Here is a 26,107-nt window from a genome sequence, read left to right on the forward strand (position 1 = left end):
GGACACCCGGATCCTTGGACGCTCACCCCGGCCCAGGTCTTCTTCGACCTGGAGCTGCTCCGGGAGGACCGGCGCCAGGAGCGGGTCTTCAACATCAACGGGGCGCGGGCGGCCAGCCCCGAGGTCCCCCAGGAGGCCTTCCAGGCCTTCCTGGAGATCACCCCCTAACCGAGTAGGAGCCCCCACCCCGTGGCGATGCGGCGCGAAATTGCCGACCTGCGCACCACCTTCTCGGTGGCCGGCGTTCGGGACGTCGTCGACGGGGCCAAGGCCGCGGCCACCGGGCTGGACTCGGTCGCCGCCGCCTCCGCGCGCCAGGCCGCCGCCGCGGCCGCGGCCGCCCGCGACACCGCCACCGCCCAAGCCGCCGCGGCCCGCGCCGCCGCCGCCTCGCGCGAGCAGGCCGTGGCGATGGCCCAGGACGCCGTCCGGGTCGCCCGGCAGCGTCACGACGAGCTCGTGCGCCTCGCCGAGGACGAGCTTCGGGTCGAGGCGGACGTCGCCAAGCGCCGCGAGACCCTCCGGACCCAGAATGGGGGAGACGCGTCCAAGCGCGAGGCGGATCTTGCGCGCGAACGCGAGCGGATCGACACGCGGGCCGAGGCGCGCCGCGCGCTCCTGGACCGGGCGCGGCAGCGCGCCGCCGAGCTGCAGGCGCGGCGGGATCAGAACCTCGCAAAGGAGTCCGAGGCCAAGCAGAGGCTGCAGGCCACGGAGGCCGAGACCCCGAAGGACCTGGAGAAGCGCGCCTACGCCCAGTTCGAGCATGCCGGCGAGGATGCCCAGGAGGCGGAGTACCAGCGCCTGCTCCGGGAGCGCATGAAGCGCGTGGCCGACGGTCGGCGCGAGGTCGAGCGTCTGACCAAGGTCAACGCGACCCCCGATCCCAAGCTGCCTGCGGCCCAGCTAAGGCTCTCACGTGCCGAGGCGGTCGACGCCGGCCGCACCCCGCGGGACGAGGCGCGAAAGGCGCAGATCGACGCCGAGATCCAGGCCGTTCGCGCCGCCGAGGCCGATAAGGTCACGATCGTCCGCAAGAGCCGCGCCGAGGAGATCGCAGCCGCCCGCCAGGCCCTGGAGTTCGCGCAGGACCTCCTGGACAAGGACACGGCCGCCGCCGAGGCCGCGGCCGCCGCGCGGACCCGCGCCGTCCAGCAGGCCGCCGCCGCTGAGGCGAAGGCCCGGCGCGAGGCTGCCTCCGCGTCGGCCCAGGCCGATGCCGACGCCGCCCGCGAGCGGGCCAAGGCCGAGGTCGCCGCGCAGGCCGCCACGGACCGCCAGGGCGCCGGGGGCGACACCGCCGCCGCGGTGCGCGCCGCCGAGGAGCGCCACGAGCGGACCAAGCGCGAGGCCGCCGACCGGATTCGGCGCGAGCAGGCCCAGGTCGACACCCAGGCCGCCGATCGCCGCGACGCGGGCGTCCTGAAGAAGGCGTCCGACGAGGGGGTCCTGCGCAACGCCCGGGCCAAGGCCGACGCGCTGCGCAAGCAGCTCGCCGACTGGGAGAAGGCGAACAAGGGCCGCCGGGAGGGCCCGGAGAAGGAGGCGGAGCGCGCCGACCTCCAGGAGCAGCTCAACGGCTGGGTCGGCACCGCCGCCAGCCTGAAGCGCAACCAGTTCAAGGGCGGGGTCGCGTCCAAGCGGGCCGAAGAGGACGCGCAGCGCGACGCCGCCGAGCGCATGCGCCTGTTCCGCGAGGTCGAGGAGGCGCGCGTCGCCGCATCGGCCCGGGCCCTCGACGAGGTCCGCCGGATCCTGGCGCAGGAGACGATCGCCGCGAAGGAAGCGGCCGCCCAGCAAGCCGAGGCCGCCAAGGAGGCTGCCCGGGCCCGCGCCAAGGCCGCCGCCGAGGGGGCCGCCGCGGTCGCGCGCGTCGCCGCCACGGCCAAGGCCGCCGCCGACAAGGCGAAGGGCAAGCGCGAGCTCGACGAGACGATCGCCGCCGGCATGGTGGATCCGGACGCGCTCCGGGCCAAGGCGAAGTCGTCGGCCGAGGACCACGCCGCCTACGCCGCCAAGGTCGCGGACCGTCTGCGGATCTCGCAGGCCAAGGTCGCCGGGGCCCGCGGCACCGACCGCGAGGCCGAGGTCGCGGAGCAGGAGGCCCGGTCCGCGAAGGGCATCGAGGCCGCCCTCATGGTGAAGGAGCGGGCCGCGAACCGGTTCGCCGCCGCCCTCGTCGAGGTCGAGCGCCGCCTCAAGGCCGTGCAGGCCGAGGCCGATCGGCTGGCCAAGGCGCAGCAGGGCGAGGCCGAGCGCGTCGCCGCGTCGATCGACAAGCTCGGGGCGTCCGCCCGCAAGGTGCAGGGCGACCTCGCCGGGGCGCGTCGGTTCGAGCGCGACGTGGTCCTGGCGAAGGGCAACGCCCGCCAGACCGAGGGCCTGGCGAAGGCATGGGCGGATTCCTACGAGCGCGCCGTCGCCCGCGTGGTGAAGGCGGCCGCCGAGGCCAAGGTCGCGATCGCCGCGGCCGCCGGGGATCCGGAGGAGCTCGCGCGCGTGACGGCCGCCGAGTCCGAGAAGGTCCAGCTCGCGCAGCGGACCGCCGATCGGATCGGCGGCGAGGCCCGGCGCATGAAGGCCCTGTGGGCCGAGGTCGACCGGGCGCAGCAGCGCTCGGCCTCGGACGCGGCCCGGGCGCAGGAGGCGGCGGCCCGCCGCTCCGCGCGCGCCTGGGAGGACGCCATGCGCCGCCTCTCCCGCGTCCAGTCCGCTCTGCCGAAGTTCGGCGACGGGGCCGGCCGGGCGCGCCGCGCCGGTGGCGTCGTGTCGAGCGCCGTGGGCGCGGTCGGCAGCCTCGCCGGCACCGTCCTCGGGGGCGCCCTCGGTATCCTGCGGGCGGTGGCCAGCGGGGCCGCGGGCGCGGCCCGGGCCGTCCTCAACGTCGGCGTCGCGGCGGTCACGGCCGCCGGGCGCATCGTCCTGTGGCTCGGATCCACCGCCCTGTCGGTCCTGGCCAGGCTCGGCCAGGGCGCGTTCGACGTGGCGAAGAAGGTCGCCTCGATCGGCCGCACCGTCATCGTGCGCGCGGTCCTCATCGGGGGCGCGGGCGTCGCCGCCGGCGCGGCCGCGGCGCGCAAGGCGGTCGCGGATTCGGCCGAGGCCACGAAGGGCGTCGTCGACGGCGCCATGGCGACCGGGTCCAGCGGGTTCGGCTTCCAGCAGATCTCGGCCGCCGCCCGGCGCGCCGGCCTCGACATGGCCGAGTTCCAGGGGGCGCTGACGAACGCGCACAAGGCGATGGCAAGCCTCGGGGACAACCCGACGCTGCTCGCGGCCCTGAACCGCTTCGGCATCGCGACGCGCGACATGAACGGCCGCCTCCGCGACACCGGCTCGGTCATCCAGGACCTCATGTCCCGGATCCAGGAGCTGTCCTACGCGGAGCAGGGCCAGATCCTGACGGAGCTGTTCGGGTCCCCCGAGGACGCGGAGCGGATGCTGCCGCTCCTCGCCCAGATGGCGCGCGGCGCCGGAGCCCTGAACGCGGCCACCGAGCGGCAGCGCCAGCTCGGCTCCCTGATCGGGCCCGGCGACGTCGCCCAGATGCGCGCCTACCGGGCGGCCGTCTACGACCTGGAGGACGCCTGGAAGGGCTTGAAGCTCGCGGTCGCGCGCGCCGTCGGCCCGGACGTGATCAGCGGGTACTACCGCCTCTCGAACCTGATCGCCGCCTCCCGCGGCACGATCGCGGCGGCCGCCCGCTACGGCTTCATCCTGGCGCAGGCGCTGGCCGAGGTCGTGATCACCGGCAACCGCCTCAGCCAGTTCATTACCGCCGACACCAAGGCGGCGAGCGTCGCGCGCCTGGTGCTCGACGGGGCCTATTACGCCCGGCGCTTCGCCATCGAGATGGCGGGCCTGACGAGCGAGTTCGTCCGGACCGTCCAGGTCATCAACCAGCAGCAGAGCACCTCGGACCAGCTCTCGACGCAGGCCCGCGGCTGGGTCCGGGCGCTGGCGATCGGCGTCGTGGCGGTGAAGACCTACGCCGTCGAGACCGTCGCCGCGGTGAAGGGCATCCACCAGCAGATGCACTCGACCGCCCAGGTGATGATCCCGGCGAGGCAGTGGATCATCGACCTCGTGGCGGCCGGCTTCAAGGCGGCCCTGTTCTTCCGCGAGGTCTGGCGCACGATCCGGGGCGAGGACCAGGGCGTCGTCCGCTACCCCTGGCTCCTGACGATCCGGGCCGGCCTGGAGACGCTCGGCCGCTTCGCCATGGAAGTGTGGGCCGCCGTCCGCGGCGACACCGCCAAGGTCCAGGAATTCCCGATCCTGCTGCGGATCCGCTCGGGCGTCCTGGCGACGTTCCAGTACGTGAAGGACTTCGCGAGCGAGGCCTGGCAGGCGGTCACCGGCAACGGCGTCATGCAGCAGAGCGCCCGGTTCCCGTGGCTGTTCTCGGCCGCGCAGGCGGTGCGCGACTTCGTCCGCGACGTCCGCGCCGGGGTGGCCGATCTGCAGGGCGTGTGGAGCGGGATGGATCCGACCACGGCGATCGGCGCCAAGTTCCAGAACCTCATCGCCACGGTCAACTACTACAAGAACGAGGCGAGCCTGCTCTGGCAGGACTTCACCAAGATCTTCGACGGCACGTCCAACAAGGAGCAGGACTTCAACTTCGGCTGGATGAAGGATCTGGCCGTCTCGATCGAGGACATCTCCGCGAAGGCCAAGGAGGCGTGGGAGACGTTCAAGGGCTTCTACGGGTTCCTGGACCGCTCGATCCAGCGGCTGTCCTTCGGCAAGCTCGACCTCGCGACGGTCAGCCTGACGCTCGGATTCCTGACGCTGTTCGGGGTGACCCGCGTGGTCATCGGCGGCCTGAAGGCCATGATGCTGGCCGGGTCCCTGTCGGCCAAGTGGTTCGGCCGCATGTCCGGGATGGCCGGCAAGGCCGAGAAGTCGGTGCGCCTCGCCGGCACCGCGGCGACGGCGGCCGGCGGTGCCGCGGCCGCCTCGGCCGGCAAGTGGGCCGCCCTGTCGGGCAAGCTGAGCGGCGTCGCCAACCTCATCGGCCGCTCCCGCGCGCTCCAGGCCCTGCTCGGCCTCGGCGCCGGCGCGCTGATGATCGGCGGCGAGTGGCTCGGCGACAAGATCGCCTCGAACGCCGACCCCGAGAACGGGACCGGCCGCGGCTGGGCCATGGCCGGCGGCGCGATGCAGGGCGCCGCCACCGGCGCCATGATCGGATCCTTCATCGGCCCGGAGGGGACCGCCGCAGGCGCCGTGATCGGCGGGATCTACGGCCTGTTCTCGGGCGGCGCCGACTACAACGCCAAGCGCCTGGAGGCCGTGAAGGAGCAGCTCCGCGCGCAGGGCCGCGGCGACCTGGCCGACCGGGTGTCCGCGGAAGGCATCACCTCGACCGGCGACGAGGCCACGGACCGCTCCGATCGTGAATCCTACTCGGCAGCCGACGGCGAGGTCGAGCGCGACATCGGCCAGCTCAAGGAGGTCCTCGGCCCGCTCGGCCAGGACCTCTCGGGTCTGCGCGAGTCGCTCGAAGCCCGCGGCACCCAGCTCCGCAACGAGGCCCAGGCCCCGGCCCCGGTCGCGCCCCAGGGCGACACGTACGTCCAGAGCCTCGGGGCGATGACGCCCGAGCAGCGGAAGCTCCTCGCCGAGAGGCAGCAGGACGCCAACACCCTCGCCTACTACCGGTCGACATACGACATGCGGCGGACCGATCCGCTGGCCACCCCGGACAAGGACGGCAGCGTAGCCCGCTGGTACGAGCAGAAGATCATCGGGCTCCAGTCCAGGATCCTCGAACTGGACCGTCGCATCGCGGCCCCTGCCCCGGTCGCGGCCCCCGCGCCGGCGGCCGCCCCGGGCCGCCGGTCCGCCAACGACGAGCCCGATGCCGCCTTCATCATCAAGATGACCGACGGCCGCGAGCTCAAGGCCCGGGCCGGCCGGAGCGACGTCGCCTCCCTCAAGGACGCGCTCACGAGCAGCGTCGGCGCCCCCGCCTGGAGCGTGTGATGTACGTGCCCTTCTCCTGGCAGACCCGCCTCGCCACCCCCGGCGCCCCGTTCCTCCTGACGGTCGGATCCTCGATCGGCATCGAGGAGAGCCGCGAGTCGGACGAGACCAAGACGCGGCGCACCGTGAACGGCACGGCCGTCCAGTTCCGCGGCCTGTTCGACACGTACTTCCGGATCTCGGTCTCGGCCTCGGGGCCCGCCGTGCGGTGGTCGCCGAACCTCCTGTCCCTGCCTCGGACCGGCGCCTTCGGGTGGTACTCGACGAAGCACATGTCCCAGGCGATCGCGCCGGGGCAGACCCAGGTCACCCTGCCGCGCGACGTCGTCCCCGGGTGCGTCCTCCGCCTGTTCCGGGCCGACGACCTCAACGAGGCGCCGGCCTCCGTGATCGCGACGCCGCCCGCCGGCGTCGCGCCGGTGTCGATCCCGACCACGCTCAACGGCCGCGTCCTAACGCTCGCCCAGGCCTGCCCCGACGCCCTGTCCGTGCAGTTCCTGCCTGCCTTCATGGTGGTGCTGAACCGCTTCCGCGAATCCGGCAAGGAGATCGAGGGGACGGCCGCATGGTCGATGGAGGTGGAGGAGTCGACCCCGGGCACCGCCATCGTCGGAGCGCAGAGCTGATGCCCCTCTTCATCGTCCACCTCCCCGCCCTGCAGACGCCCCTGACGCAGGACATGCTCGTCGACGACGCGCTCGTCCTGGAAATGGTCCAGACGTTCAAGCGCGGCGCGCTAGGCGGCGGGGTCGTCCTCCTGGAGCTGGAGATCAAGAACCCCGGCCTCGTGCTGCTCGCGGGGACCGGCTACGTCGCGGTCGTCGACGCCCCCACCGGGCTGCTCGCGGACCCGGAGACGCTGATCCTCGCCCGGGCCCGGATCAAGCGGATGCCCGACGATTTCGGGGGCGACACGGTGCGCCTGCTCCTCGAATGCGCCCCCGCGTCGTGGAAGGACGCCCTGCGCCTCCAGGCGAACCAGATGGTCGCCGGCGCCGGCATCCAGAGCTACGTCGTGCCGACGATCCCGGACCCGGGCCAGGGCACGATCGCGCTGGCGTTCTCGACGGCCCCCTCGACGCAGTGGTCGGTGGTGGCCGCGTCCGCCATCCCCGTCATCACGTTCTTCCAGGACGACCTGAACCGCACGCCGTTCAGCTCCCTGATCAACTACGACGTCGTCAGCGTCCCCAACGCCCTGCTGCGGGCGACGGTCAAGGACACGCCGGCGATCCGGGCGGCCCTCTACAGCCAGCACTCGGTCCTCGTCGGCGTGTCCGGGGACAAGGACCCGACGCACGCGGTACCGGTCGCGGCCGGCGCGCTCCAGGGCGGGATCCCCGGCCCCGAGGGCAACATCGACCTGATCATCAACCTCGCAGGGTCGAATCTCGTCACCGCCGGCATCGCGCCGGCGACGTCGGGCGACACGACCCAGGGCGGCCTGCCGTACTATGATCCCCTGATCCCGGGCCCCCAGAGCGACCTCTCGATCTCGGTCCTCGATGGCCGGAGCGCGACTTGGTACATCGATCCGGTGACCCATGTCGCCGTGGTCGACGACTTCGTCACCGGCCGGCGGGTCGTCGACCTGGCGCCGAACAACCAGGACCTCGGGGACGGGGACAGCGAGCAGAAGACGGCGGTCGAGGAGGTCGTCCAGCACGTCAAGGCGAAGCTCGTCGTGGACTTCACGCAGTCGGCCGTGGGCACCACCGACATCGCGAACGTCGTGAGCCTGGCCGGGGACGCGGGCGGCAAGTTCTCGTCGCTCTCGTCGTTCTACGGCGGCATCCCCGCGTCCCAGACCGGCGGCGACCTCAGCATGGGCTGGACGGTGTCGTCCCCCAAGGTCCTGGTCACCACGGCGCCCTCGCCCCGGCTGTGGACCGGGCGTATCTTCAGGCTGACGTACCGCCTCGACACGCTGCACTACCTGATCACCCCGCGGCCGTCCGGCGTGATCGGGGAGCCGCCGACGCTCGGAAACTATCAGTCTCAGTGGGCTCAGGGCGCGCCGTATACGAAGGACGTCTACGAATACGGCCACTGCATCGTCAATTACCATCAATACTATAGCTGGCTCGTCTCGTACAATTGGAGCCAGTCGCGCCGCGAGACCTGCGACCTCGTCCTCGACCTCGACACGCAGCAGTTCGCGCTCAACGCGCAGACGCTCGACCTCGGCCCGATCCAGATCTCCGACCCGAACCAGCTCTCCGGGATCCCGCCCTACCAGGATGGCATCGCCTACAACATGGGCGATCGGGTGCTCGTGCGCGGGGAGGTCTGGGAGTGCATCGCGAACAACGTGATCGAGCTCTACCATCCGACCACGGTCGTCCGTAACGGAGTACCCAAGACGACCTTCGCGCCCAAGTATTGGATCAACCTGGGCGTGTCGACGCCGATGGGGGACCCGCGCCGGCCGTCCTATTTCGACAGCCCACGCGGCAAGGGGACGATCGAGGCCGTCCTGATGCGGATGCGGGCCGCCGCCCTCAAGCGCATGGCCGGCCTGCGGTACCGCAAGTCCTTCCCCTGGGACGTGGCGCGCGGCATCACCCTGCAGGATTCGGTGCGCATGCTGGTGCGCGACGGCCAGCGCCTGATCCCGGTCGTAGGGAAGGTCGAGGAGCTGCGCCGGTTCGTCAGCGGCGACAGCGGCGCGCAGGTCGACGTGACGATCTCGGTCTGCGTCGGGACCGGGCGCCACGACGTCCTCCAGGAGAAGCCCGAGACCTACGTCCAGGGCGGCTACGTCGACGAGTCGTACACGCCCCAGAACGCCCCCTCGTACGTCGCCGGCGTGCTCCCCGGCTACAGCTACACCGGGACGCTCAACGGCGACATCGAGTATGTCCTGTCCGCCTCGAACGCGGCCGACCCGATCGATGCCTTCCGGCTCTCGGACCCGAACTACATCGTCCTGAGCGTCACGAGGCACAACTCGGCGTCCGACCAGCTTGCGCAGGTCTCTCGGCTGATCGCGAACAACCAGAACCCCCAGCAGGTCGCGAACGCCTACCCGACGACCCTCGACGCGCCCCTGCGGCCGCTGCGCTCCCAGGGCGTGCTGCAGCGTCAATACACGCTCCACGCGCAGCTGACGTGGAGCCCACGCGGCATCGATCTCGTCAACGGAGGTGAACCATGAGCAGCCAGGACTCCCCCTTGGGCGGGGGGCCGATGGAGCTGGCTGCTGCGATCCAGCAGGCCGGGCGGGCCAAGCCCCAGTTCGAATCCCGGCCCGGCGCAGGCCTCAACCGCGACGGCCCGGCCTCGTCGATCAGCCAGTTCGACGGGAACAACGCCCCGAGCGGCCAGCTCGTCAACTACGACTACAGCCCCTCCATCGATCAGCCTGGGGTCCAGAACCCGGACAACTCCCCCGGGAATCCGGCCCCGCCGTACCACGAGGGGGCGCAGCTCCTCGTGTTGGTCTCCCAGGAGCAGATCGGCTGGAAGTGGTTCGCCACGGCCACGAACCCTGACGGTCAGCCCCAATACAACTCGACCCCGGTCGATTCCCGCACCGGCAAGCTGCTCATCCCGACCGCCGGCGCGAACGCGGATCCCAACATCCAGTTCGTCGCCGACCTCCCCCCCGGATATTCAGGATAACCCGCCGTGCTGCCTCCCATCACGCTCCTCGCCAACAAGGGCGCCCCGCTGACGGCTCCGGAGGCCGACGGCAACATCCAGAACCTGGACTCGCGCGTCACGACGATCGAGCAGCAGGGCCTCACCGCCACCGGCATCGCGCAGGTCACGTTCGACCCGGTCGAGAACACCTTGCTGGTGACGCTGACGGACGGGACGACGTACGGCCCATACGCGCTGCCGTCGGCGCCTTTCACGCCGCGCGGGGCGTGGGTGGCAGGCACCGCCTACCGGGCCAACGACCTCGTCTCCTACAACGGTGGTTCGTACCTGGCGATGATCGCCCATGTCGCCGGGGCCGACTTCCCGACGGACCAGACCGCCGGCAAGTGGCTCACGATCGCCCTCCAGGGACAGGCGGGGAAGGACTTCTATACGTACCAGGGGGCCTACGACGACACGGTCCAGTACAACGTCGGCGACGGCGTGCTGTGGACCGACCCCGCCTACACGTACGCCGGGCCGCAGCTCTACCGGCTGAACGTCGCGATGCCTGCCGGCACGAAGCCGAACGCAACGGGGCCCAGCTCTGTCCCCGGTTATGCGGGCACGCCGTATTGGTTCATGGTCAGCGTGCCGCCCCAGACCGTCGAGGTGAATTTCTACTCGGGGATCGTCCTCGCCAACGTCCCGCCCGGCGCGATACTGTTCCGGCGGCGGTTCGCCAGGGCCACGCGGTTCCTGCAGAGCTTCAGTGGCTACGCCAACCTCGACATCGCGCCCAAGAACGACACGACCTTGCAGGTCTTCCAGAACTCGACCCAGATCGGGATCGCCTTCTGGGCGGCCGGGTCGAAGCTGGGGTCGATCGGGCTGTTCAACGCGACGCCGGTGATCTTCGCGAAGGGGGACTTGCTCTCGATCGCCACGCCGCCCTCCGGGAGTTCCGGGACGGCCGCGGATCCCAACGCGGCGGGGCCCGACATCGGCATCGTCGGCTCCCTTGCGTAGCGCGTGCCGCCGTACGCACCTCGCGTGCGCACGTGCGCACCTCTGCGCACACGTTTTCAAAATGGATTTGAGACGCCGGACGACGGTCGATAGATTTTCTTGAAAACGTGTGCGCAGAGGTGCGCAGAGGTGCGCACGTCGTGCCGACGTCGGCTGACGCGTCAGCATTTCCGCTGACGCGTCAGCCTGGTGGCTTGCTTGGGGCGGTGAGAGAATGACGCGTCACCCGAGGAGACCGCCATGCGCCTGTCCGCCGACGAGCCCTATCCCCGCAGCCCCGGCATGACGGGGGCCGCCCGCGCCGCAAGGAGGCTGGAGACGAACCGGAACGCCAAGGCCGCGCAGCGCGGTAGGGAACGGGCGGCCGGTACGGTCGATCGCGAGACCCTGGACCGGGCGCTCGTGGGCGCGCTGGCCGAGCTGCTCTCCGTCGGGGAGCGCTCCCTCACGACCGCCCTCCTACCGGCGGCGATCGTGAAAGTCGCGCACGTCCGGATCCTGGAGCGCGGCGAGCGACAGGGCGCGCGCTTGAACAGGGACGCCCTCATGGAAGCCCTCGGCGATCGGCTCCTCCGCCCGCGAGGGGCCGGGCGCCCCGGAAAATCCCGGGGAATTTAGAGGCGCGTTACCGGCACTAGGAGTAACGGGGGGAGCGGTCGGGGATGGCCATCCGAACAGGGGTGGCGGCCAGGGGTCTGTTAACGGCGTCCACAGGGATCGCTTGACGGGATTCCGGCGCTCCGAATCAATGGGGGTAACGCCTTCTCGGGGATCCCCCATGTCCGTAACGACCGACCTCGGCCTCCACGCAGGCCTCAACGCCAGCCGCGGCCTCTCGATGCTCATGGCCCTCAAGGCCGGCATGGACGCCGCCGCCGACCGCCGCGAGGACCGTCGCCGCGCCGGCGTCGAGTCCGTCCGCGAGCTCGCCGTGCGTCTCCAGGACGCCCGCCGCACCGAGGGCCAGGCGATCAGCGTCGCCGAGCAGCTTGCCGCCGAGAACGTGGCGCTCCAGGCCGAGCGCAACGATCTCTGGGAGGCCCTGCGCGCCACCGCCGACCGGGCCGCCCGGGCCGAGGCCGCGGTCCTCGAAGCCGCGGCGATCGCGCGGGCCCGCCGCCTCCAGGCATGAAAAAAGCCCCGGGGGATTGCCCCCGGGGCCTGCCGGATTCCTGAGCCTCGCGCGACGGCTACATGCGCATCGCGGGCGCTTCGTGGACGAACGCGTCGGCGGGGATGCGGGGCAGCCGTGCGAGTGACCGGGCCAGGGCGCCTTCGGCCAGCTTGCCGTCCTTACCGCCCTGCAGCGCGAGCCGCTCCAAAACCGCGTCGATTTCGAGCTCCCGCAACGCCACCGCGACGGGCGTCCCGTCCCGCTGGAAGCGCGCCCTGACCTCGGCGTCCGTGGGGAGGAGCGGGATCCCGACGATCGGATCCGTGCCGGTCATGTGCCGATCCAGATCGCCGGCGGGGAAGCGCAGCAGGCCCTCACGGTCGTCCTCGCCCATGTCGTCGAGCCACAGGCCGACGCTGGCGGGGAACCGGGCCTCCTCACGGGAAATCCGTCCCGCGACGTAGTCCAACACCCGCTCGACGACATGGCCCCGGCGCTTGATGGCCTGCACCGGGGCGGGGGCCGCCGCCTTCACTGGGCCTGCGTCGGCAGCGAGCGCCGCGTCGGCGACGTCGCCCGGCTGCTCCGGTCGGGCCCCGAGCAGCCCCCCGAGGACGGCGCCCGGCACCGCCGCGACGTGCTCGGCGAGATCCAGGGCATCGTGGGCGACTTCCAGCCCCGTCTCGTATGCACCCTCAGCGACCTCGGCGGCCGTCTCGGCGGCAGCTGCGGCTGAGTCCTTCCCCCGGCGGGCGAGGCGACGAAGGGCGCGGGCGGCGGCGCGCAGGGCGCGGGCGATGGTCCGGCCGAGGTTTTTCCAGATGGACACGGAGGGCTCCCGGGTAGTGGAGCCGGCGCTGCGCCGGCCCTCGTGCCCACATCAAAGCCCTCGCCGATGCATGTCACAACTCATCCCAGACGGGCAAAGACTCGTCAGCCTGCTGAATCCCCCTGTGGATGGAGGCGGTGCGACAACTTGTCGGGATCGTGGTTAGCGATCCGGCTACCCCCGGATTTTGGCCATCACCCCCCGATCCAAGTGCCTGATCCGTATAGGGTTGGATGGCGCGAGACCCAGCGATTTCGGGTGTTTGTCAGCTACTTGTAACAACCGCACACGGCCGGTTCTGGCCTGCAATCGCGCGAATCGGTGTTCGGCCGCTTGCCGAATCCAAGCCGGGCGCGCAGGTTGAGCTTCAACGCGACCCACGTTGCAGACCGCGTTAAGACCCGGAGACACCCCCGTGCGCTGCCGCATCCCAGAAACCACGCTCCGCGAGGCGCTCGCCGCCGGCGCGACATACGCGGCGATAGCCCGCGCCCACGGCGACGACCCGGCCGCAGTCCGCGCCCGCTGCGTCGCGCTGGATCTGTCCCGGTCCCGCACGCAGGGGCGGATCCCGCCCGAGCCCGTCCTCCGCGTGGCCCTGGCCATGGACGGTGTTTCCGTCGCGCGCCTCGCCCGGGCCTGGGGATGTCACCCGGATGCTCTTTCCCGCGCCGCCCGGCGCCTCGGCCTGCCGACCGACCCCGTCGGCCGCGCCGCCCTGCGGGGAGGTCGGTGATGGCGCGCACCCTGTCCCGCGACGACGTCGTCGTTCGCCTCAAGGCCGCGTGCGTCGCGGCCGGCGGCCCCGCCGCCTTCGCCAAGCGCGTCAACATCCGGGCGACTTACCTCAGCGACCAGCTTTCCGGGCGCCGTCCGCCCGGGCCGTCCGTTCTTGCCGAGCTCGGCCTGCGCCAGCTCCCCCCGTCCTACGAGTCCGCCGGGAGGTCCTCGTGACGCGCGTCGAAGAACTGATGGCGGCGACGGCCGAGGAGCGGCGAGCGGCCTTCGCGGCCCCCTACGCCAGGCTCAAAGCCCACGCCTCCGAGGGCGGGGACGACCAGCTTCTGGCCTATCTGGCCCGCACCGCTGAGGCGGTGAAATGGAGCCAGTCGATCGCCGTCGCCGCCCTGGAGGAGGCCGTCGCGCGCCTGGACGCCCTGCCCGACGGCATGCGCGGGATCGGCATGATCGCCCCCAAGCAGAGCGGCTTGGCCCGGGGCGAGCCAGAGGGCCGCGCGCAGCTCGCCAGTGCCGTCGAGGCGTTCGCCGCCCCTCCTCAGCCACCCCCCGCGCCCGCCCGTCCCGGGCTGCCGCCTCCCCGCCCCCTTCCCACCCAGCAGCCCAGGAGCAAGCCATGAACAGCGACCGCCACCTCATCGCCCTATCGACCGCCGGAATCCTCGCGCTGGCGGACGTGCACTGGGGCTGGATCTCCTCGATCAACGGGCTGTTCGCCGGGGCGATCTACGGCTTAGTCGCCCTCACGATCCACGACTGTCTCGCGGCCCCCAGTGGGCCCCGGTCGTGAAAGCGCTCCGATCCCTCCTCAACGCGGCCGCGGGATCCCCCGGCCGGGCCGGCTGCTCGGGCGTGGCCGCATCCACGATCGCTCTGATCGCCGCCGGCTACGGGCCGGCCCTCGGTAGCGCCCTCATCGTCGGATCGATCTGGGCCACCGGCGTCGCCCTGGTCACCCTCGCCCTCACCGCCGCCGCCTCGATCGGCGGCGCGATCGACCCCGCCCACGACGTCACGCTGAAGGATCCGCAACAATGATCGATTGGAAGTGGCAACTGACGCACGAACTTCTGGAGATGGTGTTCGACCAGTCGTTCGCCCTGGTCTCGGCACATACGAGGGCTCAGGCTGGGGTCCCTGGTAGGAATGGCGACCGTCTGTACGAGGTCTGGTGCGGGGATCTCTGGTTCGCTCTGGACGAGATCCACGTAGGGTCGAAGTACCGCTTCCCCGATCAGTCGAGCAAGGGGCTGACGAAGAGGCAGGCTCAGCGCCTGTGGGATTTTCTGGACGGACCGTGGGGGATGCACCGCAGGGACGGCGAGTTGCCGTTCCTCGTCGCCTACGACGCGGACAAGGTCGTCGACCTCGTCAGCGCCGCGGTCGGCCGCTTCGGCCTCCCCCCGATCAAGAACCCCACGATCGACATGCGCGAGATGTCTGAGCTGCTGTGGCCGGGCGAGCCGTCGGACCTGGAGTCCCTGCTGAAGCGGTGCGGGTACGTCCCCGAGGGACCGCTCGATGTCGAGTATCAGCACGGCCTCAGCGTTAACACGCTGCGCATCATCGGCCGGAAGGTGCGCGATGCGTGACGTCGCGGCGATCGTGGCCGGGCCCGTCGCCTGGGCCGTGGCGGTCCTCGGCCTCGCGGCGGCGATCGCCGTCCACCCGCCCGGAGGACTCCGCCAGGAGGGTTACTTTTTCGATACCCTACCCTTGCCACGGCCAATTAAGGGTACTATAAAGTAACCCATGGCGGGGTTGGCCCGCCGAGCAGGAGCAAGCCGGTGACCCACTCCTACAAAAACCTCGCGAGCGTCGACGCCGTCCGCGACCTCTTCTCCAACCTCCGCGCTACGCAGATCGATACGGCCGTGGCGATGCTGAACGCCACCGCCGACCACACGGCCGCCCCCAATTGGGCCGACGCCCTCGACGACGACTTCATCGCCCCGCTCGCCGACGGCGGGATCGTGGCCTGGGGCGCCGAGCACGCCTTCGGGCGCAACTGCTACGGCGAGCCGATCCTCCGCCGCGACCTCGTCGCCTACAGCGCCCCGGACGTCTGCGAGATGATCCTGTCCGCGGCCGAGATCGACGCCCGCATCGACGAGGAGCGCGAGGGCGAGATCGACGGCCTCATGGCCGCCCGCCACGACGCCATCGGCGACACCTGGGACCACGACTACGCCAGCGACAGCCGCGGCTTCGACTTCTGAGCGCCTGCCGGGGCCGCCGGGCCCCGGCCTCCCCCTCCCATCCCAGAGGTCGCCATGTCCCAGAAACCCCTCCGCTCCCGTATCGGAATCCTGGCCGTGCTCACGCCGGCGCAACGCCGCATCGCCATCGCCATCCGTAAGGCGAACGCCTCCAGCGTCACGGCGGCCCACGACCTCGTCTCCCGCGAGCGCGACGCCCTGCAGGATGGTATCGCCGAGCGGATCGTCGCGAAGCGCGACGTCCCCGTGGCGTTCGAGGCTGCGAACGACTCGTGGCGCGCCCGCAGGGTCAAGGGCAAGCGTGGCGAGAACCTTCTCTCGGCCTGGGAATGGTTCGGCCACATGCGCCGCCAGCCGCAGGCCAACGAGACGATCTCCGCGATGCGGGACCGGCAGGCGTTTGCCCGGGACATCGCGCGGCCGATCCGGCTCCGGTTGGACGACCTGAGGAACGGCGCGGTGATCGAGGCGGCCAAGCGGGTCATGCGCCACGGCGGCTCGGGTGGCACCCGCTGGCAGATCAATGCCGACATGCTGGATGCCGGCGACGGCCGCGGCGCCTACCGCACCGAGACGCAGAAGGTGTGGGGGAAGAACGACAACTGGCCTTCGCAGCGGGACCACCACTCGATCTTCGTCTCGAAGCGGTGGCTCGCGGTGCGCAAGCGCATCGGCGACGGCGACGGCACGGTCTGCGGCTCGCACCTGCTCCTCGATGCCATCCCGTTCCTGGAGGACGGCGGGAGGGCCGTGTTCGAGGCCCGGCTGGCGCGCCCGGGGCGCGGCTACTCGGCCGTCGTCGAGGACCTCTGGCTCTCCTGCTACGGCCGCAAGGTCACGATCCACCGGACGCTGAAGGCCGCCCTGTCCGCCAAGCCACCGAGGCCCGAGGCGCCCCCGCCGCGCGAGGCCTCCCCCGAGGACGATGCCGCCCTGGCCGACCTCGCACTCTGAGCCGAGCCGGGGCCCCGCGCCCCGGCCCTCCGCCGGCCGCCCCACGGGGGCCGCTCGCCGAGGGCCGCCCTCGTCAGAGGACCTTCAACCAAGGAGACACCCCGTGCGCACACCGCCCCGTGACAAGACCGAGGCCGCCGTCCAGGCCCTCATGGACCTCGACGTCCGCTACGCCCATCACAACGTCATCGCGGACGCGCTCCGCACGATCCTTCCCGACCTGCCCCCGCTCCCGGCTGGCTGGGATGGGGAGGACGGGGAGTCGGGAACGCCCGAGCAGGCTGCGCAGCACCTCGCCCAGCTATTCCTCGATGCGTACGACAACCGGGGGGTCGACGACCCCTTCGGCTTGGCGTTCCAGCGCCTCGCCCGGCTGGATCGGACCCAGGAGCATGCGGTCAGGCGCGCCGCCCTCGATGCGGTCGGTGAGGTCCCCGGCTTCAAGCTGTGGGCAGAAGTCTATCCGGAAGAGGGAGGCAACGGTCGCGTCGCCCTGATCCACGTCTACGAGGAAGGCGCCTCCGTCGATCTCAAGAAGTGGCTGACCGTTCTTCCGGCCCACGCCACTCGGCGCGAGGTCATGATCGCCGTCGAATCCTGGAGGCATGGCTTCGAACGCGGCCAGGGATCCGGCAGGCGGGAAGTTCGTGCCGAGCTGCGGCGGATCCGGGAGCAGGTGCTTGAGGTCTTGGGCACCGACGACTGATCGGGCCCGGATAGGTGCTACATTTCGTAACCGCCGGGGCCTATGCTCCGGCGGACCCGCGTGGAGGATGCCATGGACGATACGGAAACCCTGGACGCCCCCGAGACGCGGGAGCGCCTGTCCCCCGAGGCCCGCGAGCTGCGCCGGCATTGGCTCGTGACGATCGGCTCCACGCGTTGGGGGCCGTCCTGGCAGACGCCGATGGCCGAGGCCCTGTCGAAGGCTTCCGGGCGCGAGGTCCCGCGCCCCCGCGTGAACCAGTGGGCGAAGGGTGTGAAGCCGCTCCCGGCTTGGGCGACGCTGGCGCTGTCCAAGGTCGCCGGTGAACTCGCCGCCTGGGCCAAGGAGGAGGCCGAGAAGGCGGGGCGCTACGAGAGGCAGATCCTCGACGAGCTCGGGTCAACCCCGCTCGGCTGACGGCGTGCGCACGCCCTGCGCACACGGTTTCAAATAAAACCGACGTGCCTTCGGGCCATCGAAAAGATTTCCTTGAAAGCGCGTGCGCAGAGGTGCGCACGCGCGCACGCCGTCGTCACCCCTTGCGCTTGAGCTCCCGCCGCTCCTCGACGTCCAGCGTCACCTTCGCGAGCCTGGCCTTGACGTCGGCGACGCGGACCGGGGCGTATCCCCACGAGTCCACGCCGACGTCGCAGGACAGGGTCGTGTCAGGGATCAGGCGGTGCGTGTGGCCGTGGAGGTGGACGGTCTTGCCCATGCTCCCGCGCCAGGCGCGCATCGGGTAGTGGCAGAGGACCAGCCGGGTCGCGTCCTGTGAGATCTCGACGAGCTTCTCCGGCGGCCGGGCCCAGGGCAGGCTGGTGACCTTCTCATCGTCGTGGTTGCCCTTGATCAGGAACTTCGTGCCGTTGAGCCGCCCGAAGATCTCCCGACAGGTCTCGGCGTCGTGCCCCATGGCGAAGTCGCCGAGGTGCCAGACCATGTCGCCGGGACGCACCCGCGCGTTCCAGTTGGCGATCAGGGCCTCGTCCATGTCGAGGACGTTGCGGAACGGCCGCTCGCACATGGCGATGATGCCACCGTGCCCGAAGTGTGAATCGGCTGTAAACCATACGGCCATGGTGGCCTCCGTTTTCGGAGGCCGGCGCGCCGCGCTCAGGCCTCCTGCAGGATCGGGATTCGTGTCGTCATGCGTCGCCCCCGGGTTTCGGGCGGGCACGCAGGCCCCGCGGTTCCACGATCGGCGAGCCGTCCAGGGGCGGCAGCTTGACCCGAGCGATCGCCTCGGCGGCCTGCCGTAGGAGGGGGCCCGAGCTGTACCGGCCGAGCGTCAGGCCCGACCGCTTGTGGCCGACGATGGCGGCGATCAGGTCGCCGGGGACGTCGGCCTGCTCCAGCCGCGAGATGAACCATCGGCGGAACGAGTGGAAGTTGACGAGGCTGCGCCGCTTGCCCGGCAGGACGTGGTCGACCCCAGCCTCGCGGCGGTAGTCGGTGAAGTGGTTGGAGGCCTTGAACGAGCGCTCGCGCATCGAGCCGACCTTCCGCACCGGCGGCCACTCCGGGAACAGGTCGTCGTCGGGGCCCTTCCCCTCGCACCGGCGGGCGATCACGTCCTCCAGCAGCGGGTGCGCCGGGATCGTGCGCTCGCTCGTCTCCTTCTTCTGCGGCTTGAAGGTGATCAGGCCGTCGTCGGTGTCCCGGACCTTGAGGTCGACGATGGCGTCGAGGCGGGCCCCGGTCAGGGCCCCGAGCATCATCAGGTCGCGCATGTGCGGCGTGGCCGGCCCCATCAGGAGCCGGGCGACCTCGGCGTCGGTGAAGGGACGCTCCTCCTCGTCGGCCTTCGTCTTGCGCTTCGCGACGGTCACGCCGAGCCAGGGGTTGTGCTGCAGGCCGTGGACCCGGGGCACCATCCAGTTCCAGTAGCTCGACAGGCGGCTGAGGTACTTGTTGTTCGTCGCCGGGGCGAGGCCGGTCATGCCCGGAAGGTCGTCGGCGAACAGCCGGGCGCGCTGCGCGGTGACCCGCTCGACGTACCCCGGCACCCCCTTCGATTGCAGCCACTCCAGGAGGAGCCGCAGCGAGCGGACGTCGTCCGCCTTCGTCCGGATCTGGACGTCGGTCCCGGCGAGGTAGTCGCGGTGCCACCAGTCGATCGGCGTGGCGTCGCCGAGCGCCACGGCCGCCCATTGGCGGGCCCGGTCGCTCTGCTCCTCCGTTGGGACCTGGAAATGCGCCTGGCCGTCCGGGAACTCCTCGCTGGGGATCTCGCGCTGCACGACCCAAGGGGCCGCCTCCCAGCGCATCTCGTGGGATCGCTGGAGGATCTCCTGCTCGACCTCGTCGATCTCGGCCTTGGGCGCCTTGCGCTCGCGCAGCTCGGCAAGGAGCGCCGCCAATTCCATGGCCTCGATCATCTGCTTCTTGCGCCCGAGGCCCTTGGCGTCGAGCGCGGCCTGGATCCGCCCCTTGAACTCCGAGACGTAGCGCTCCTTGAGCATGTTCGCGACCCTGAGCGAGTCGGTCCCGAGATCCTTGCGCAGCTTCGGCGCACCGATCTCGTCGCGGATCCTGATCGGAACGTTGACGCTGACCCGGTAGGATCCGCCGTGCCATTCCAGGTAGCTGTCCGTGGGCATGCGCGCAGGCGCATCCGGATCCCTGGCGCGGCGGGGGGCTCGGGTCCGCACCGCCGCGGGGGCCGGCGCCGCGCGCTGCGTCGGCCGCTGGCTCGGCAGCGTCCTCGGGACAGGGGGCGAGGACGGCTTGACGGATCCTTCCCCGCCTGCGCCCTTGTCCTCATCCTTGTCCGACACGAGACCCACCTTGTCTGCAACCGCGACCCAGGCGCGACCCATACCACACCCCTGGACTCGCCGCGATTCCAACGGCTTGCAATGTCCCCAAGCGGTTAACCGCGCCCAGGGTTGTACTCCCCTCAGCTCCACCACTTATTTTTCGTTCCAGAAAGATGGGTGGTGGCAATGGGTTACAAGATAACGCCCCAGATTCTCCTCTCAGGTTTCCCCATCTAGGGGGTGAACTTTTCCCCCATGCCGGCGCCTGGGGCAGGAAGGCGTTCCTTCGTTCGGTTCCTTTGTCGTCGTGCGGTCCCGGCGTATTCCGCGCCGTCTCCATTGCACGCTTGAACAGCCGACGCGTGTAGGGCCAGGCGGCAATCAGGACGCGTTCGGCTTCGAACCACCTGCGGTCCTATCCTGCGGCGAAGGAGCGCGCAGCCCGCGCCGTTGCAGGACGTTCCGCTTCGACGCCGACAGGCCTCCGAACATCCGTAACGATAGGCCCGTTGCAGAGCCAACTACGTCGTTGGGACCCGTCGGCCGAGTTCCACCGTGAGAGCCCGGTCGCCGCAATCGAAGAGGCTTTAGCCGGGTTCAGACACCGAGCACCTCGGCCATCGGGCGCAGGGCGATCCCCTTGGCGGCGCACTCCGCGCGCAGCCTGCGGGCCATGGCGACGGCGCCGGGCGTGTCCCCGTGGACGCAGACCGTGTCGATCCGCGTCGGGATGCGCCGCCCGGACAGGCAGGTGATCGCCCCGTCCTCCAGCATCCGCGCCACGCGCTCCGAGACGGCGTCGGGATCGTGCAGCACGGCGCCGGGGAGCTTGCGCGAGACCAGGGTGCCGTCATCCGCGTAGGCGCGATCGGCGTAGATCTCGCGCGCGATCGGCAGCCCGAGCCTCTCGCCGGCCCGCTCGGTCTCCAGGCCCGGCATCACCACGAAGATCAGGTCGCGATCGAGGGTGCGGATCGCCCGCGCCACCGCGAGCGCGAGGTCGGCATCCTCGTTGGCCATGTTGCCCATGGCCCCATGGGTCTTCACGTGGCGCACCGGGCAGCCGGCATCCTGCGCCAGCGCCAGGAGGGCGCCGACTTGATAGAGGACCGCCTTCTCGATGTCGGCGGGGCGCTCGCCGTGGATCGGCCGCCGCCCGAAGCCCCAGAGATCGAGGAAGCTCGGATGGGCACCGGCCTGGACGCCGTTGGCGGCGGCGCGGCTCAGGGTCTCGTGCATCACCAGCGGGTCGCCGGCGTGGAAGCCGCAGGCGATGTTGGCCGAGGTCGCCACGGTCAGCATCTCTGCGTCGTCGCCCAGGCGGTAGACGCCGAAGCCCTCGCCCATGTCGCAGTTCAGATCGACGATCATCGGTGCATCCTTTCCTTCGCGCGGGGTCAGGCTTCGGCGACCAGATGGGCCACCAGGGTCGCGGCCGCGCAGAGATCCGCGATCCGCATCGCCTCGTCGGGGTTGTGGCTGCCGTTCTGGTTGCGGATGAAGATCATCGTGCTCGGCACGCCCTGGCCGGCCAGCGTCGCGGTGTCGTGCCCCGCCCCGCTCGCCATCGTGCGGAACGGCATCCCGAGCCGGCGCGCATGGCCCGACAGGGCCTCGATCAGCGCGGGGCTCATCCGCGCCGGGGTGCTGCCGGTGCGCTCACCGAGGACGAAGCGCACCAAGCGGGCGGCCTCGATGGCGGCGACGCGCTCGGCGAGCGCCGCCTCGACCCGGTCCAGCACGGCCGGCTCGGTGCTGCGCACGTCGAGGCAGAACCGGACTTCGCCGGGGATCTTGGCGAAGGCGTGCTGGACGGGGTCGGTGGCGACCTCGCCCAGCGTGATCGTGGCCGGGCAGCCCTCCGCCTCCAGCGTGCCCCAGAGCGCGTCCAGGCCGGTGATCAGGTCGGCGAGGGCGAAGACGGCGTCGCTGCGCGCGCCCCGCGCCACGGCGCCGGAATGGCCGTAGCGGCCGAAGCAGGCCGCCTTGCGGTAGCGGAAGCTGCCGCTGATCGCGGTGACGAAGCCCACTGGGATCCCGTCCGCCTCCAGCGCCGGACCCTGCTCGATATGCATCTCCACGAAGCCGTGGATCCGCGCCGGATCGAGCAGCCGCTCGCCTCGCGCCACCGCCTCCGGCCGCAGGCCGAGCTCGGCCATGTGGTCGCGCAGGCTCCGGCCGGAATCGGCGCGGGGCAGGTCGAGCACTTCCGGCGGCAGCAGGCCGAAGGCGGCCCGGCTGCCGATATAGGAGGCGGGAAACCACACGCTCTCCTCGGCCCGGAACACCGCCACCGTCACGGGACGCGCCGGCACGAGACCCGCCCGGCGCAGGGCCTCCACGGCCGCGAGACCGCCGATCACCCCGGCCGCCCCGTCGAAATTGCCGCCGTGGGGCACCGTGTCGACGTGCGAGCCGATCATCCAGGGCGCCAGCGCCGGGTCGCGCCCCGCCATCGTCAGGAACAGGTTGCCGGCCGCGTCGGCCTCAGCGGTGAGCCCGAGCGCCAGCCCGGTGGCCCGCATCAGGGCGTGGGCGCGCTCCTCGCCGGCGCCGTAGGCCGCCCGCGTCACGCCCGGCGCGTCCCGGCTGAAAGCCAGGAGCTCGGCGAACAGGCGCGCGCAGAAATCCGGGTCGATCGCGAGGCCGGTCATGCCGACTGCCCGGTGTGCGCGCCCTCCGCCCGACGCCGATCCCCGCCATCCGGTTCGGTGCGGATCACGCGACCGCGGCCGCTGCCGTCCCGCGGCGGCCCGCCCCGGTCGATCGGCTGAACAATGAGGCACGCGCCCGGCGCGCGCGCGCAGGGAATACCGGGATCCAAGGGCTCGATGACCATGTCGGAGGCAGCCATGCTCAAAAATACCGCTTGAATGCCCGCGGTATACCGGTTTTGCTAAGGCATCCCGTCAATCCTGACAACGTAAACCAGCGCCGAAATCGAAATAAAATCTCTTCCGATAAATATCTGATCAGCAATCGTTCAGTTTCATAGCCGATCACGCGAGGGTCCACGCATAGATCCGCGCCATGATCACATCACATCACATCAGGTTCGACGATGGCTCAGATCGCGACGGCCGCGCGCCCACTCCTGAAGATCAGGAAGCTCCACAAGAGTTACGGCGCTCACGAGGTCCTGAAGGGCATCTCCCTCGACATCCACGAGGGCGAGGTCGTGTCGATCATCGGGGCGAGCGGCTCGGGCAAGAGCACGTTCCTGCGCTGCCTGAACCTCATGGAGACGCCGACCTCCGGCTTCATGGATTTCGAGCGCTTCGCCTTCGACTACGAGCAGGGCGCCCGCCGCCAACCGACGCCGCAGCAGCTCTGCGAACTGCGCGCGCGCATCGGCATGGTGTTCCAGAGCTACAATCTCTGGCCGCACATGACCGTGCTGGAGAACGTCATCGAGGCGCCGATCCGGGTGCGGCGGATGCCGCGCCGGCAGGCGGTCGCGGAGGCGGAGGCGCTGCTCCAGCGTATCGGCCTCTACGAGAAGCGGCACGCCTACCCGTCGAAGCTCTCGGGCGGCCAGCAGCAGCGCGTGGCGATCGTGCGCGCCCTGGCGATGGCGCCCAAGGTGATGCTGTTCGACGAGGTGACCTCGGCCCTCGATCCGGAACTGGTGGGCGAGGTGCTGGCGCTGATCGGCTCCCTCGCGGCGGACGGGATGACGATGCTGCTCGTCACCCACGAGATGGCCTTCGCCCGGGATGTCGGCACCCGCACCCTGTTCTTCGACGGCGGCGTGATCGCCGAGGACGGACCGCCCGACGCCATCATCGGCGCGCCGCGGAGCGAGCGGCTGCGCCAGTTCCTCCGGCGCGTGCTGCACCAGCCCGCCGCGCTCGGAGAGACGGCGTGAGCCGCAGGACCATCACCGGGGAGATCGGACGGCGATGAGCGTCGCGGCGTTGCAGGATTGGTGGCTCACCCTCTCGGACGAGGTCGTCACCTACGGACCCGGCTTCTTCTCGGCGACCCTCGTCGTGCTCGGCGTCACGGTGGCGAGCATCCTGGTGAGCTGGGTCTGCGGCCTGCTCGGGGCGCTGGGCAAGCGCTCCTCCTTCGCGCCCGTCCGGGCGCTGGCGAGCTTCTATGTCTGGTTCATCCGCGGCACGCCGACCCTGGTGCAGGTGTTCATCGTGTATTTCGGCATGCCGCAAATCGGGGTGAAGCTCTCGCCGATCACCGCCGGCATCCTCGCGCTGGGCGTCAGCAGCGGCGCCTACGTGGCCGAGACCATCCGGGCTGGCTTGGCGGCGATCCCCCGCGGCCAGGTCGAGTCGGCGCTGGCGCTCGGCATGAACCCGCGGATCATGATGGTGCGCATCGTCCTGCCGCAGGTCTTCCGCATGATCCTGCCGTCGCTGACCAACGAGGCGATCTCGGCGGTCAAGAACACCTCGCTCCTGTCGACGATCACGGTGGTGGAGCTGACGCTCTACGCGCAGCTCATGATCGCCACGACCTTCCGGCCGTTCGACTTCTACATCGCGGCGGCGCTGATCTACCTCGGCCTCACGTCGGTCCTGTCGCAGCTCTCGGCCTATTTCGAGCGGCGCTACGCCCGCCTGTCCTGAGCCCCACCCGCCCCGTCCCGAGACCGGAGACCGCCATGAACCGCCGCCACGTCCTCGCCCGCGCCGCCCTCTGCGTCAGCCTCGGCGTCGGCCTTCTCGCCGCCCCCGCGGCCCGCGCGGCCGAGGGCAAGCTGGAGCTGATCGAGCCCGGCAAGCTGATCGTGGCGACCGACAGCACCTTCGCGCCGTTCAGCATGCGCACGCCGAGCGGGGAACTCGACGGGCTGGAGGTCCGGGTGATGCGCGAAGTCTGCCGGCGGATCGGGCTCGCATACAGCCCGGTCAACATCAAGTTCGACGCCCTTCTGGTGGGCCTGATGGCCGACCAGTACGACATCACCAGCGAGTCGATGGACATCACCGCCGCCCGGCAGAAGCAGGTCGCCTTCGCCGACGGGTGGCTCGAATCCGGCGCGCGGATCGTCACGCGCAAGGATACCGGCATCAAGGGCCCGGACGACCTCAAGGGCCGCAACGTCGGCGCCCTCTCGGCCTCGACCTTCGGCAAGCTCGCCGAGGAGCACGGCGCGACCCTGAAGAGCTACAAGACCGCAGCGGACGCCATGCAGGACCTCGTCGGCGGCAATATCGACGCGGTGATCAACGATGCGGTGGCCGGCAACTACGCGATCAAAGCGCGCAGGCTGCCGGTGGTGATGATCGAGACCCCGCTCAGCACCGTCCAGAAAGGGTTTGCCATCAAGAAGGGCAAGCCGAACCTGCACGCCGCCGTCAACAGGGCGCTCGCCGAGATGGTCGCCGACGGCACCTACGCCAAGCTCGTCACGCCGCTGATCGGCTATGATCCGGCCCCGAAAGAGCCGATCCACACGCCCGCCCTGTGAGCGGGGCCGGCGCCGGAGAAGAAGAAACGGGGAGCGGCCCGGCCGGCCGCTCCGGGAGGACGCGATGAAGACCCCCGACGCCGCGTCGTACACGACGGCGCTCAACGCCCGGCGCGAGCAGAGCCTCGGCCAGAAAGCCTACGACCGGCTGCTCGACATGCTGGTCCGCCGCGACCTTCCGGCCGGCACCGTGCTGCACGAGCGCCGCCTCGCCGAGATGCTGGACATCTCGCGGACCCCGACCCGCGAGGCGATGTCGCGTCTGGAGACCGAGGGGCTGGTCGAGCGGCAGCCCGGCGGGATGCTCGTGGTCAAGGAGTTCTCCCTGCGCGAGCTGATCGAGATCCTGCATGTCCGCCGCCTGCTGGAGCGGGAGAGTGTCGTGCTGGCCACCGGCCGGATCGACGACGCCGTGCTGGCGGATCTGGAGCGGCAGAGCGCGGCGCTGCTGGAGGCGGGCGATCCCGACGCGCCGGGCAACTGGGAGGTCGACCGGCGCTTCCACGAGCTGATCGCCGACCACAGCCACAACGCGATCCTCGCCAAGACGATCAAGGACCTGCGGCGCAAGACGCAGATGTTCAACCTGAGCCGGATGCCCGAGCGGTTCGAGGCGGTCCATCGCGAGCATCTCGCGGTGGTCGCCGCCCTGCGGGCCAAGGATGCGGCGGCGGCGGCGGACGCCATCGCGGCTCATCTGGAGAACTTCAAACAGGGCATCATCCGGCGCCTGAGCGAAGTCTGAGACGAGG

General features: G+C 70.9%; 26 protein-coding genes. 21 read left to right on the top strand and 5 right to left on the bottom strand.

The annotated features are described in order from the left end of the window. Window positions 1-189: 189 nt before the first annotated feature. From FVE89_RS10610 to FVE89_RS10640, 7 genes are all read left to right on the top strand, one after another. Window positions 190-5,991 (top strand): hypothetical protein, encoded by a 5,802-nt coding sequence (locus FVE89_RS10610; protein WP_160533998.1) that lies wholly within the window; start codon window positions 190-192, stop codon window positions 5,989-5,991. Further along, window positions 5,991-6,617, top strand: a complete 627-nt coding sequence (locus FVE89_RS10615) for a hypothetical protein (RefSeq protein ID WP_160533999.1) — start codon at window positions 5,991-5,993, stop codon at window positions 6,615-6,617. The genes FVE89_RS10610 and FVE89_RS10615 overlap by 1 nt, the downstream gene beginning before the upstream one ends. Next, a complete protein-coding gene (locus FVE89_RS10620) occupies window positions 6,617-9,148 on the top strand; it encodes a hypothetical protein (RefSeq protein ID WP_160534000.1) in 2,532 nt (843 codons plus the stop codon). The genes FVE89_RS10615 and FVE89_RS10620 overlap by 1 nt, the downstream gene beginning before the upstream one ends. Then, entirely contained in the window at window positions 9,145-9,615 is a 471-nt protein-coding gene (locus tag FVE89_RS10625) for a hypothetical protein (protein ID WP_160534001.1), read from the top strand. Before FVE89_RS10620 ends, FVE89_RS10625 begins: the two co-directional genes overlap by 4 nt. Window positions 9,616-9,621: 6 nt before the next feature. Further along, on the top strand, window positions 9,622-10,605 hold the full coding sequence (locus FVE89_RS10630; RefSeq protein WP_160534002.1) for a carbohydrate-binding protein: 984 nt from the start codon (window positions 9,622-9,624) through the stop codon (window positions 10,603-10,605). Between the two features lie 240 nt (window positions 10,606-10,845). Further along, on the top strand, window positions 10,846-11,223 hold the full coding sequence (locus FVE89_RS10635) for a hypothetical protein (RefSeq protein WP_160534003.1): 378 nt from the start codon (window positions 10,846-10,848) through the stop codon (window positions 11,221-11,223). 160 nt (window positions 11,224-11,383) lie between these two features. Next, complete coding sequence (locus tag FVE89_RS10640; RefSeq protein WP_160534004.1) at window positions 11,384-11,737, top strand: hypothetical protein; 354 nt, start codon at window positions 11,384-11,386, stop codon at window positions 11,735-11,737. 58 nt (window positions 11,738-11,795) lie between these two features. Here FVE89_RS10640 and FVE89_RS10645 read toward each other — a convergent pair whose 3' ends face one another. Further along, on the bottom strand, window positions 11,796-12,548 hold the full coding sequence (locus FVE89_RS10645) for a hypothetical protein (protein WP_160534005.1): 753 nt from the start codon (window positions 12,546-12,548) through the stop codon (window positions 11,796-11,798). Between the two features lie 415 nt (window positions 12,549-12,963). Here FVE89_RS10645 and FVE89_RS10650 point away from each other — a divergent pair, with 415 nt between their 5' ends. The 10 genes from FVE89_RS10650 (at window position 12,964) to FVE89_RS10695 (ending at window position 17,582) form a co-directional block, all read left to right on the top strand. After that, a complete protein-coding gene (locus tag FVE89_RS10650) occupies window positions 12,964-13,284 on the top strand; it encodes a hypothetical protein (RefSeq protein ID WP_160534006.1) in 321 nt (106 codons plus the stop codon). Further along, a complete protein-coding gene (locus FVE89_RS10655; RefSeq protein WP_160534007.1) occupies window positions 13,284-13,502 on the top strand; it encodes a helix-turn-helix transcriptional regulator in 219 nt (72 codons plus the stop codon). Before FVE89_RS10650 ends, FVE89_RS10655 begins: the two co-directional genes overlap by 1 nt. Next, complete coding sequence (locus FVE89_RS10660; protein ID WP_160534008.1) at window positions 13,499-13,906, top strand: hypothetical protein; 408 nt, start codon at window positions 13,499-13,501, stop codon at window positions 13,904-13,906. The genes FVE89_RS10655 and FVE89_RS10660 overlap by 4 nt, the downstream gene beginning before the upstream one ends. Beyond that, window positions 13,903-14,076: a hypothetical protein gene (locus FVE89_RS10665; protein ID WP_160534009.1), complete on the top strand. Its 174-nt coding sequence runs from the start codon at window positions 13,903-13,905 to the stop codon at window positions 14,074-14,076. The genes FVE89_RS10660 and FVE89_RS10665 overlap by 4 nt, the downstream gene beginning before the upstream one ends. A 62-nt stretch (window positions 14,077-14,138) precedes the next feature. Beyond that, window positions 14,139-14,324 carry a hypothetical protein gene (locus tag FVE89_RS10670; RefSeq protein WP_210254050.1) on the top strand — a complete coding sequence of 62 codons (186 nt, stop codon included), beginning with the start codon at window positions 14,139-14,141 and terminating at the stop codon, window positions 14,322-14,324. Then, window positions 14,321-14,878, top strand: coding sequence for a hypothetical protein (locus FVE89_RS10675; RefSeq protein ID WP_160534011.1), 558 nt, complete (start codon window positions 14,321-14,323; stop codon window positions 14,876-14,878). Before FVE89_RS10670 ends, FVE89_RS10675 begins: the two co-directional genes overlap by 4 nt. Before the next feature lie 195 nt (window positions 14,879-15,073). Next, a complete protein-coding gene (locus tag FVE89_RS10680; protein WP_160534012.1) occupies window positions 15,074-15,505 on the top strand; it encodes a hypothetical protein in 432 nt (143 codons plus the stop codon). Between the two features lie 54 nt (window positions 15,506-15,559). Beyond that, complete coding sequence (locus tag FVE89_RS10685) at window positions 15,560-16,459, top strand: hypothetical protein (protein WP_160534013.1); 900 nt, start codon at window positions 15,560-15,562, stop codon at window positions 16,457-16,459. Between the two features lie 151 nt (window positions 16,460-16,610). Next, entirely contained in the window at window positions 16,611-17,165 is a 555-nt protein-coding gene (locus FVE89_RS10690; RefSeq protein WP_210254051.1) for a hypothetical protein, read from the top strand. Between the two features lie 72 nt (window positions 17,166-17,237). Further along, window positions 17,238-17,582: a hypothetical protein gene (locus FVE89_RS10695; RefSeq protein WP_160534015.1), complete on the top strand. Its 345-nt coding sequence runs from the start codon at window positions 17,238-17,240 to the stop codon at window positions 17,580-17,582. A 115-nt stretch (window positions 17,583-17,697) separates the two neighbouring features. On the opposite strand, the gene FVE89_RS10700 is transcribed toward FVE89_RS10695, so the two are convergent. The 4 genes from FVE89_RS10700 to FVE89_RS10715 form a co-directional block, all read right to left on the bottom strand. Beyond that, window positions 17,698-18,243 carry a metallophosphoesterase gene (locus FVE89_RS10700; protein ID WP_160534016.1) on the bottom strand — a complete coding sequence of 182 codons (546 nt, stop codon included), beginning with the start codon at window positions 18,241-18,243 and terminating at the stop codon, window positions 17,698-17,700. A 67-nt stretch (window positions 18,244-18,310) separates the two neighbouring features. Next, window positions 18,311-19,765, bottom strand: coding sequence for a tyrosine-type recombinase/integrase (locus tag FVE89_RS10705; protein WP_160534017.1), 1,455 nt, complete (start codon window positions 19,763-19,765; stop codon window positions 18,311-18,313). 756 nt (window positions 19,766-20,521) lie between these two features. Further along, window positions 20,522-21,295: a 5-oxoprolinase subunit PxpA gene (locus tag FVE89_RS10710; protein ID WP_160534018.1), complete on the bottom strand. Its 774-nt coding sequence runs from the start codon at window positions 21,293-21,295 to the stop codon at window positions 20,522-20,524. Between the two features lie 26 nt (window positions 21,296-21,321). Beyond that, a complete protein-coding gene (locus FVE89_RS10715; RefSeq protein WP_160534019.1) occupies window positions 21,322-22,578 on the bottom strand; it encodes a Zn-dependent hydrolase in 1,257 nt (418 codons plus the stop codon). A 407-nt stretch (window positions 22,579-22,985) separates the two neighbouring features. On the opposite strand from FVE89_RS10715, the gene FVE89_RS10725 reads away from it, so the two are divergent. The 4 genes from FVE89_RS10725 to FVE89_RS10740 all read left to right on the top strand — a co-directional run bounded on the left by FVE89_RS10725 (window position 22,986) and on the right by FVE89_RS10740 (window position 26,100). Beyond that, window positions 22,986-23,792, top strand: a complete 807-nt coding sequence (locus FVE89_RS10725) for an amino acid ABC transporter ATP-binding protein (RefSeq protein ID WP_160534021.1) — start codon at window positions 22,986-22,988, stop codon at window positions 23,790-23,792. Window positions 23,793-23,826: 34 nt separating this feature from the next. Next, complete coding sequence (locus tag FVE89_RS10730; protein WP_160534022.1) at window positions 23,827-24,510, top strand: amino acid ABC transporter permease; 684 nt, start codon at window positions 23,827-23,829, stop codon at window positions 24,508-24,510. Between the two features lie 35 nt (window positions 24,511-24,545). Further along, the gene (locus FVE89_RS10735) at window positions 24,546-25,355 is read left to right on the top strand and encodes a transporter substrate-binding domain-containing protein (protein WP_160534023.1); all 810 of its coding nucleotides are present in this window, start codon (window positions 24,546-24,548) and stop codon (window positions 25,353-25,355) included. Between the two features lie 64 nt (window positions 25,356-25,419). Beyond that, window positions 25,420-26,100, top strand: coding sequence for a GntR family transcriptional regulator (locus tag FVE89_RS10740; RefSeq protein WP_160534024.1), 681 nt, complete (start codon window positions 25,420-25,422; stop codon window positions 26,098-26,100). The last annotated feature ends 7 nt before the right edge of the window (window positions 26,101-26,107 follow it).

The sequence above is a fragment of the Methylobacterium sp. 2A genome (genome assembly GCF_009806555.1).
Taxonomy (GTDB): domain Bacteria; phylum Pseudomonadota; class Alphaproteobacteria; order Rhizobiales; family Beijerinckiaceae; genus Methylobacterium.

Coding starts and splice junctions, on each gene's coding strand:
- FVE89_RS10625 (WP_160534001.1), top strand. CDS start 9,145: ATGAGCAGCCAGGACTCCCCCTTGGGCGGGGGGCCGATGGAGCTGGCT.
- FVE89_RS10700 (WP_160534016.1), bottom strand. CDS start 18,243: ATGGCCGTATGGTTTACAGCCGATTCACACTTCGGGCACGGTGGCATC.
- FVE89_RS10725 (WP_160534021.1), top strand. CDS start 22,986: ATGGCTCAGATCGCGACGGCCGCGCGCCCACTCCTGAAGATCAGGAAG.
- FVE89_RS10635 (WP_160534003.1), top strand. CDS start 10,846: ATGCGCCTGTCCGCCGACGAGCCCTATCCCCGCAGCCCCGGCATGACG.
- FVE89_RS10705 (WP_160534017.1), bottom strand. CDS start 19,765: ATGCCCACGGACAGCTACCTGGAATGGCACGGCGGATCCTACCGGGTC.
- FVE89_RS10620 (WP_160534000.1), top strand. CDS start 6,617: ATGCCCCTCTTCATCGTCCACCTCCCCGCCCTGCAGACGCCCCTGACG.
- FVE89_RS10710 (WP_160534018.1), bottom strand. CDS start 21,295: ATGATCGTCGATCTGAACTGCGACATGGGCGAGGGCTTCGGCGTCTAC.
- FVE89_RS10715 (WP_160534019.1), bottom strand. CDS start 22,578: ATGACCGGCCTCGCGATCGACCCGGATTTCTGCGCGCGCCTGTTCGCC.
- FVE89_RS10730 (WP_160534022.1), top strand. CDS start 23,827: ATGAGCGTCGCGGCGTTGCAGGATTGGTGGCTCACCCTCTCGGACGAG.
- FVE89_RS10740 (WP_160534024.1), top strand. CDS start 25,420: ATGAAGACCCCCGACGCCGCGTCGTACACGACGGCGCTCAACGCCCGG.
- FVE89_RS10685 (WP_160534013.1), top strand. CDS start 15,560: ATGTCCCAGAAACCCCTCCGCTCCCGTATCGGAATCCTGGCCGTGCTC.
- FVE89_RS10655 (WP_160534007.1), top strand. CDS start 13,284: ATGGCGCGCACCCTGTCCCGCGACGACGTCGTCGTTCGCCTCAAGGCC.
- FVE89_RS10675 (WP_160534011.1), top strand. CDS start 14,321: ATGATCGATTGGAAGTGGCAACTGACGCACGAACTTCTGGAGATGGTG.
- FVE89_RS10640 (WP_160534004.1), top strand. CDS start 11,384: ATGTCCGTAACGACCGACCTCGGCCTCCACGCAGGCCTCAACGCCAGC.
- FVE89_RS10690 (WP_210254051.1), top strand. CDS start 16,611: ATGGACCTCGACGTCCGCTACGCCCATCACAACGTCATCGCGGACGCG.
- FVE89_RS10615 (WP_160533999.1), top strand. CDS start 5,991: ATGTACGTGCCCTTCTCCTGGCAGACCCGCCTCGCCACCCCCGGCGCC.
- FVE89_RS10665 (WP_160534009.1), top strand. CDS start 13,903: ATGAACAGCGACCGCCACCTCATCGCCCTATCGACCGCCGGAATCCTC.
- FVE89_RS10695 (WP_160534015.1), top strand. CDS start 17,238: ATGGACGATACGGAAACCCTGGACGCCCCCGAGACGCGGGAGCGCCTG.
- FVE89_RS10735 (WP_160534023.1), top strand. CDS start 24,546: ATGAACCGCCGCCACGTCCTCGCCCGCGCCGCCCTCTGCGTCAGCCTC.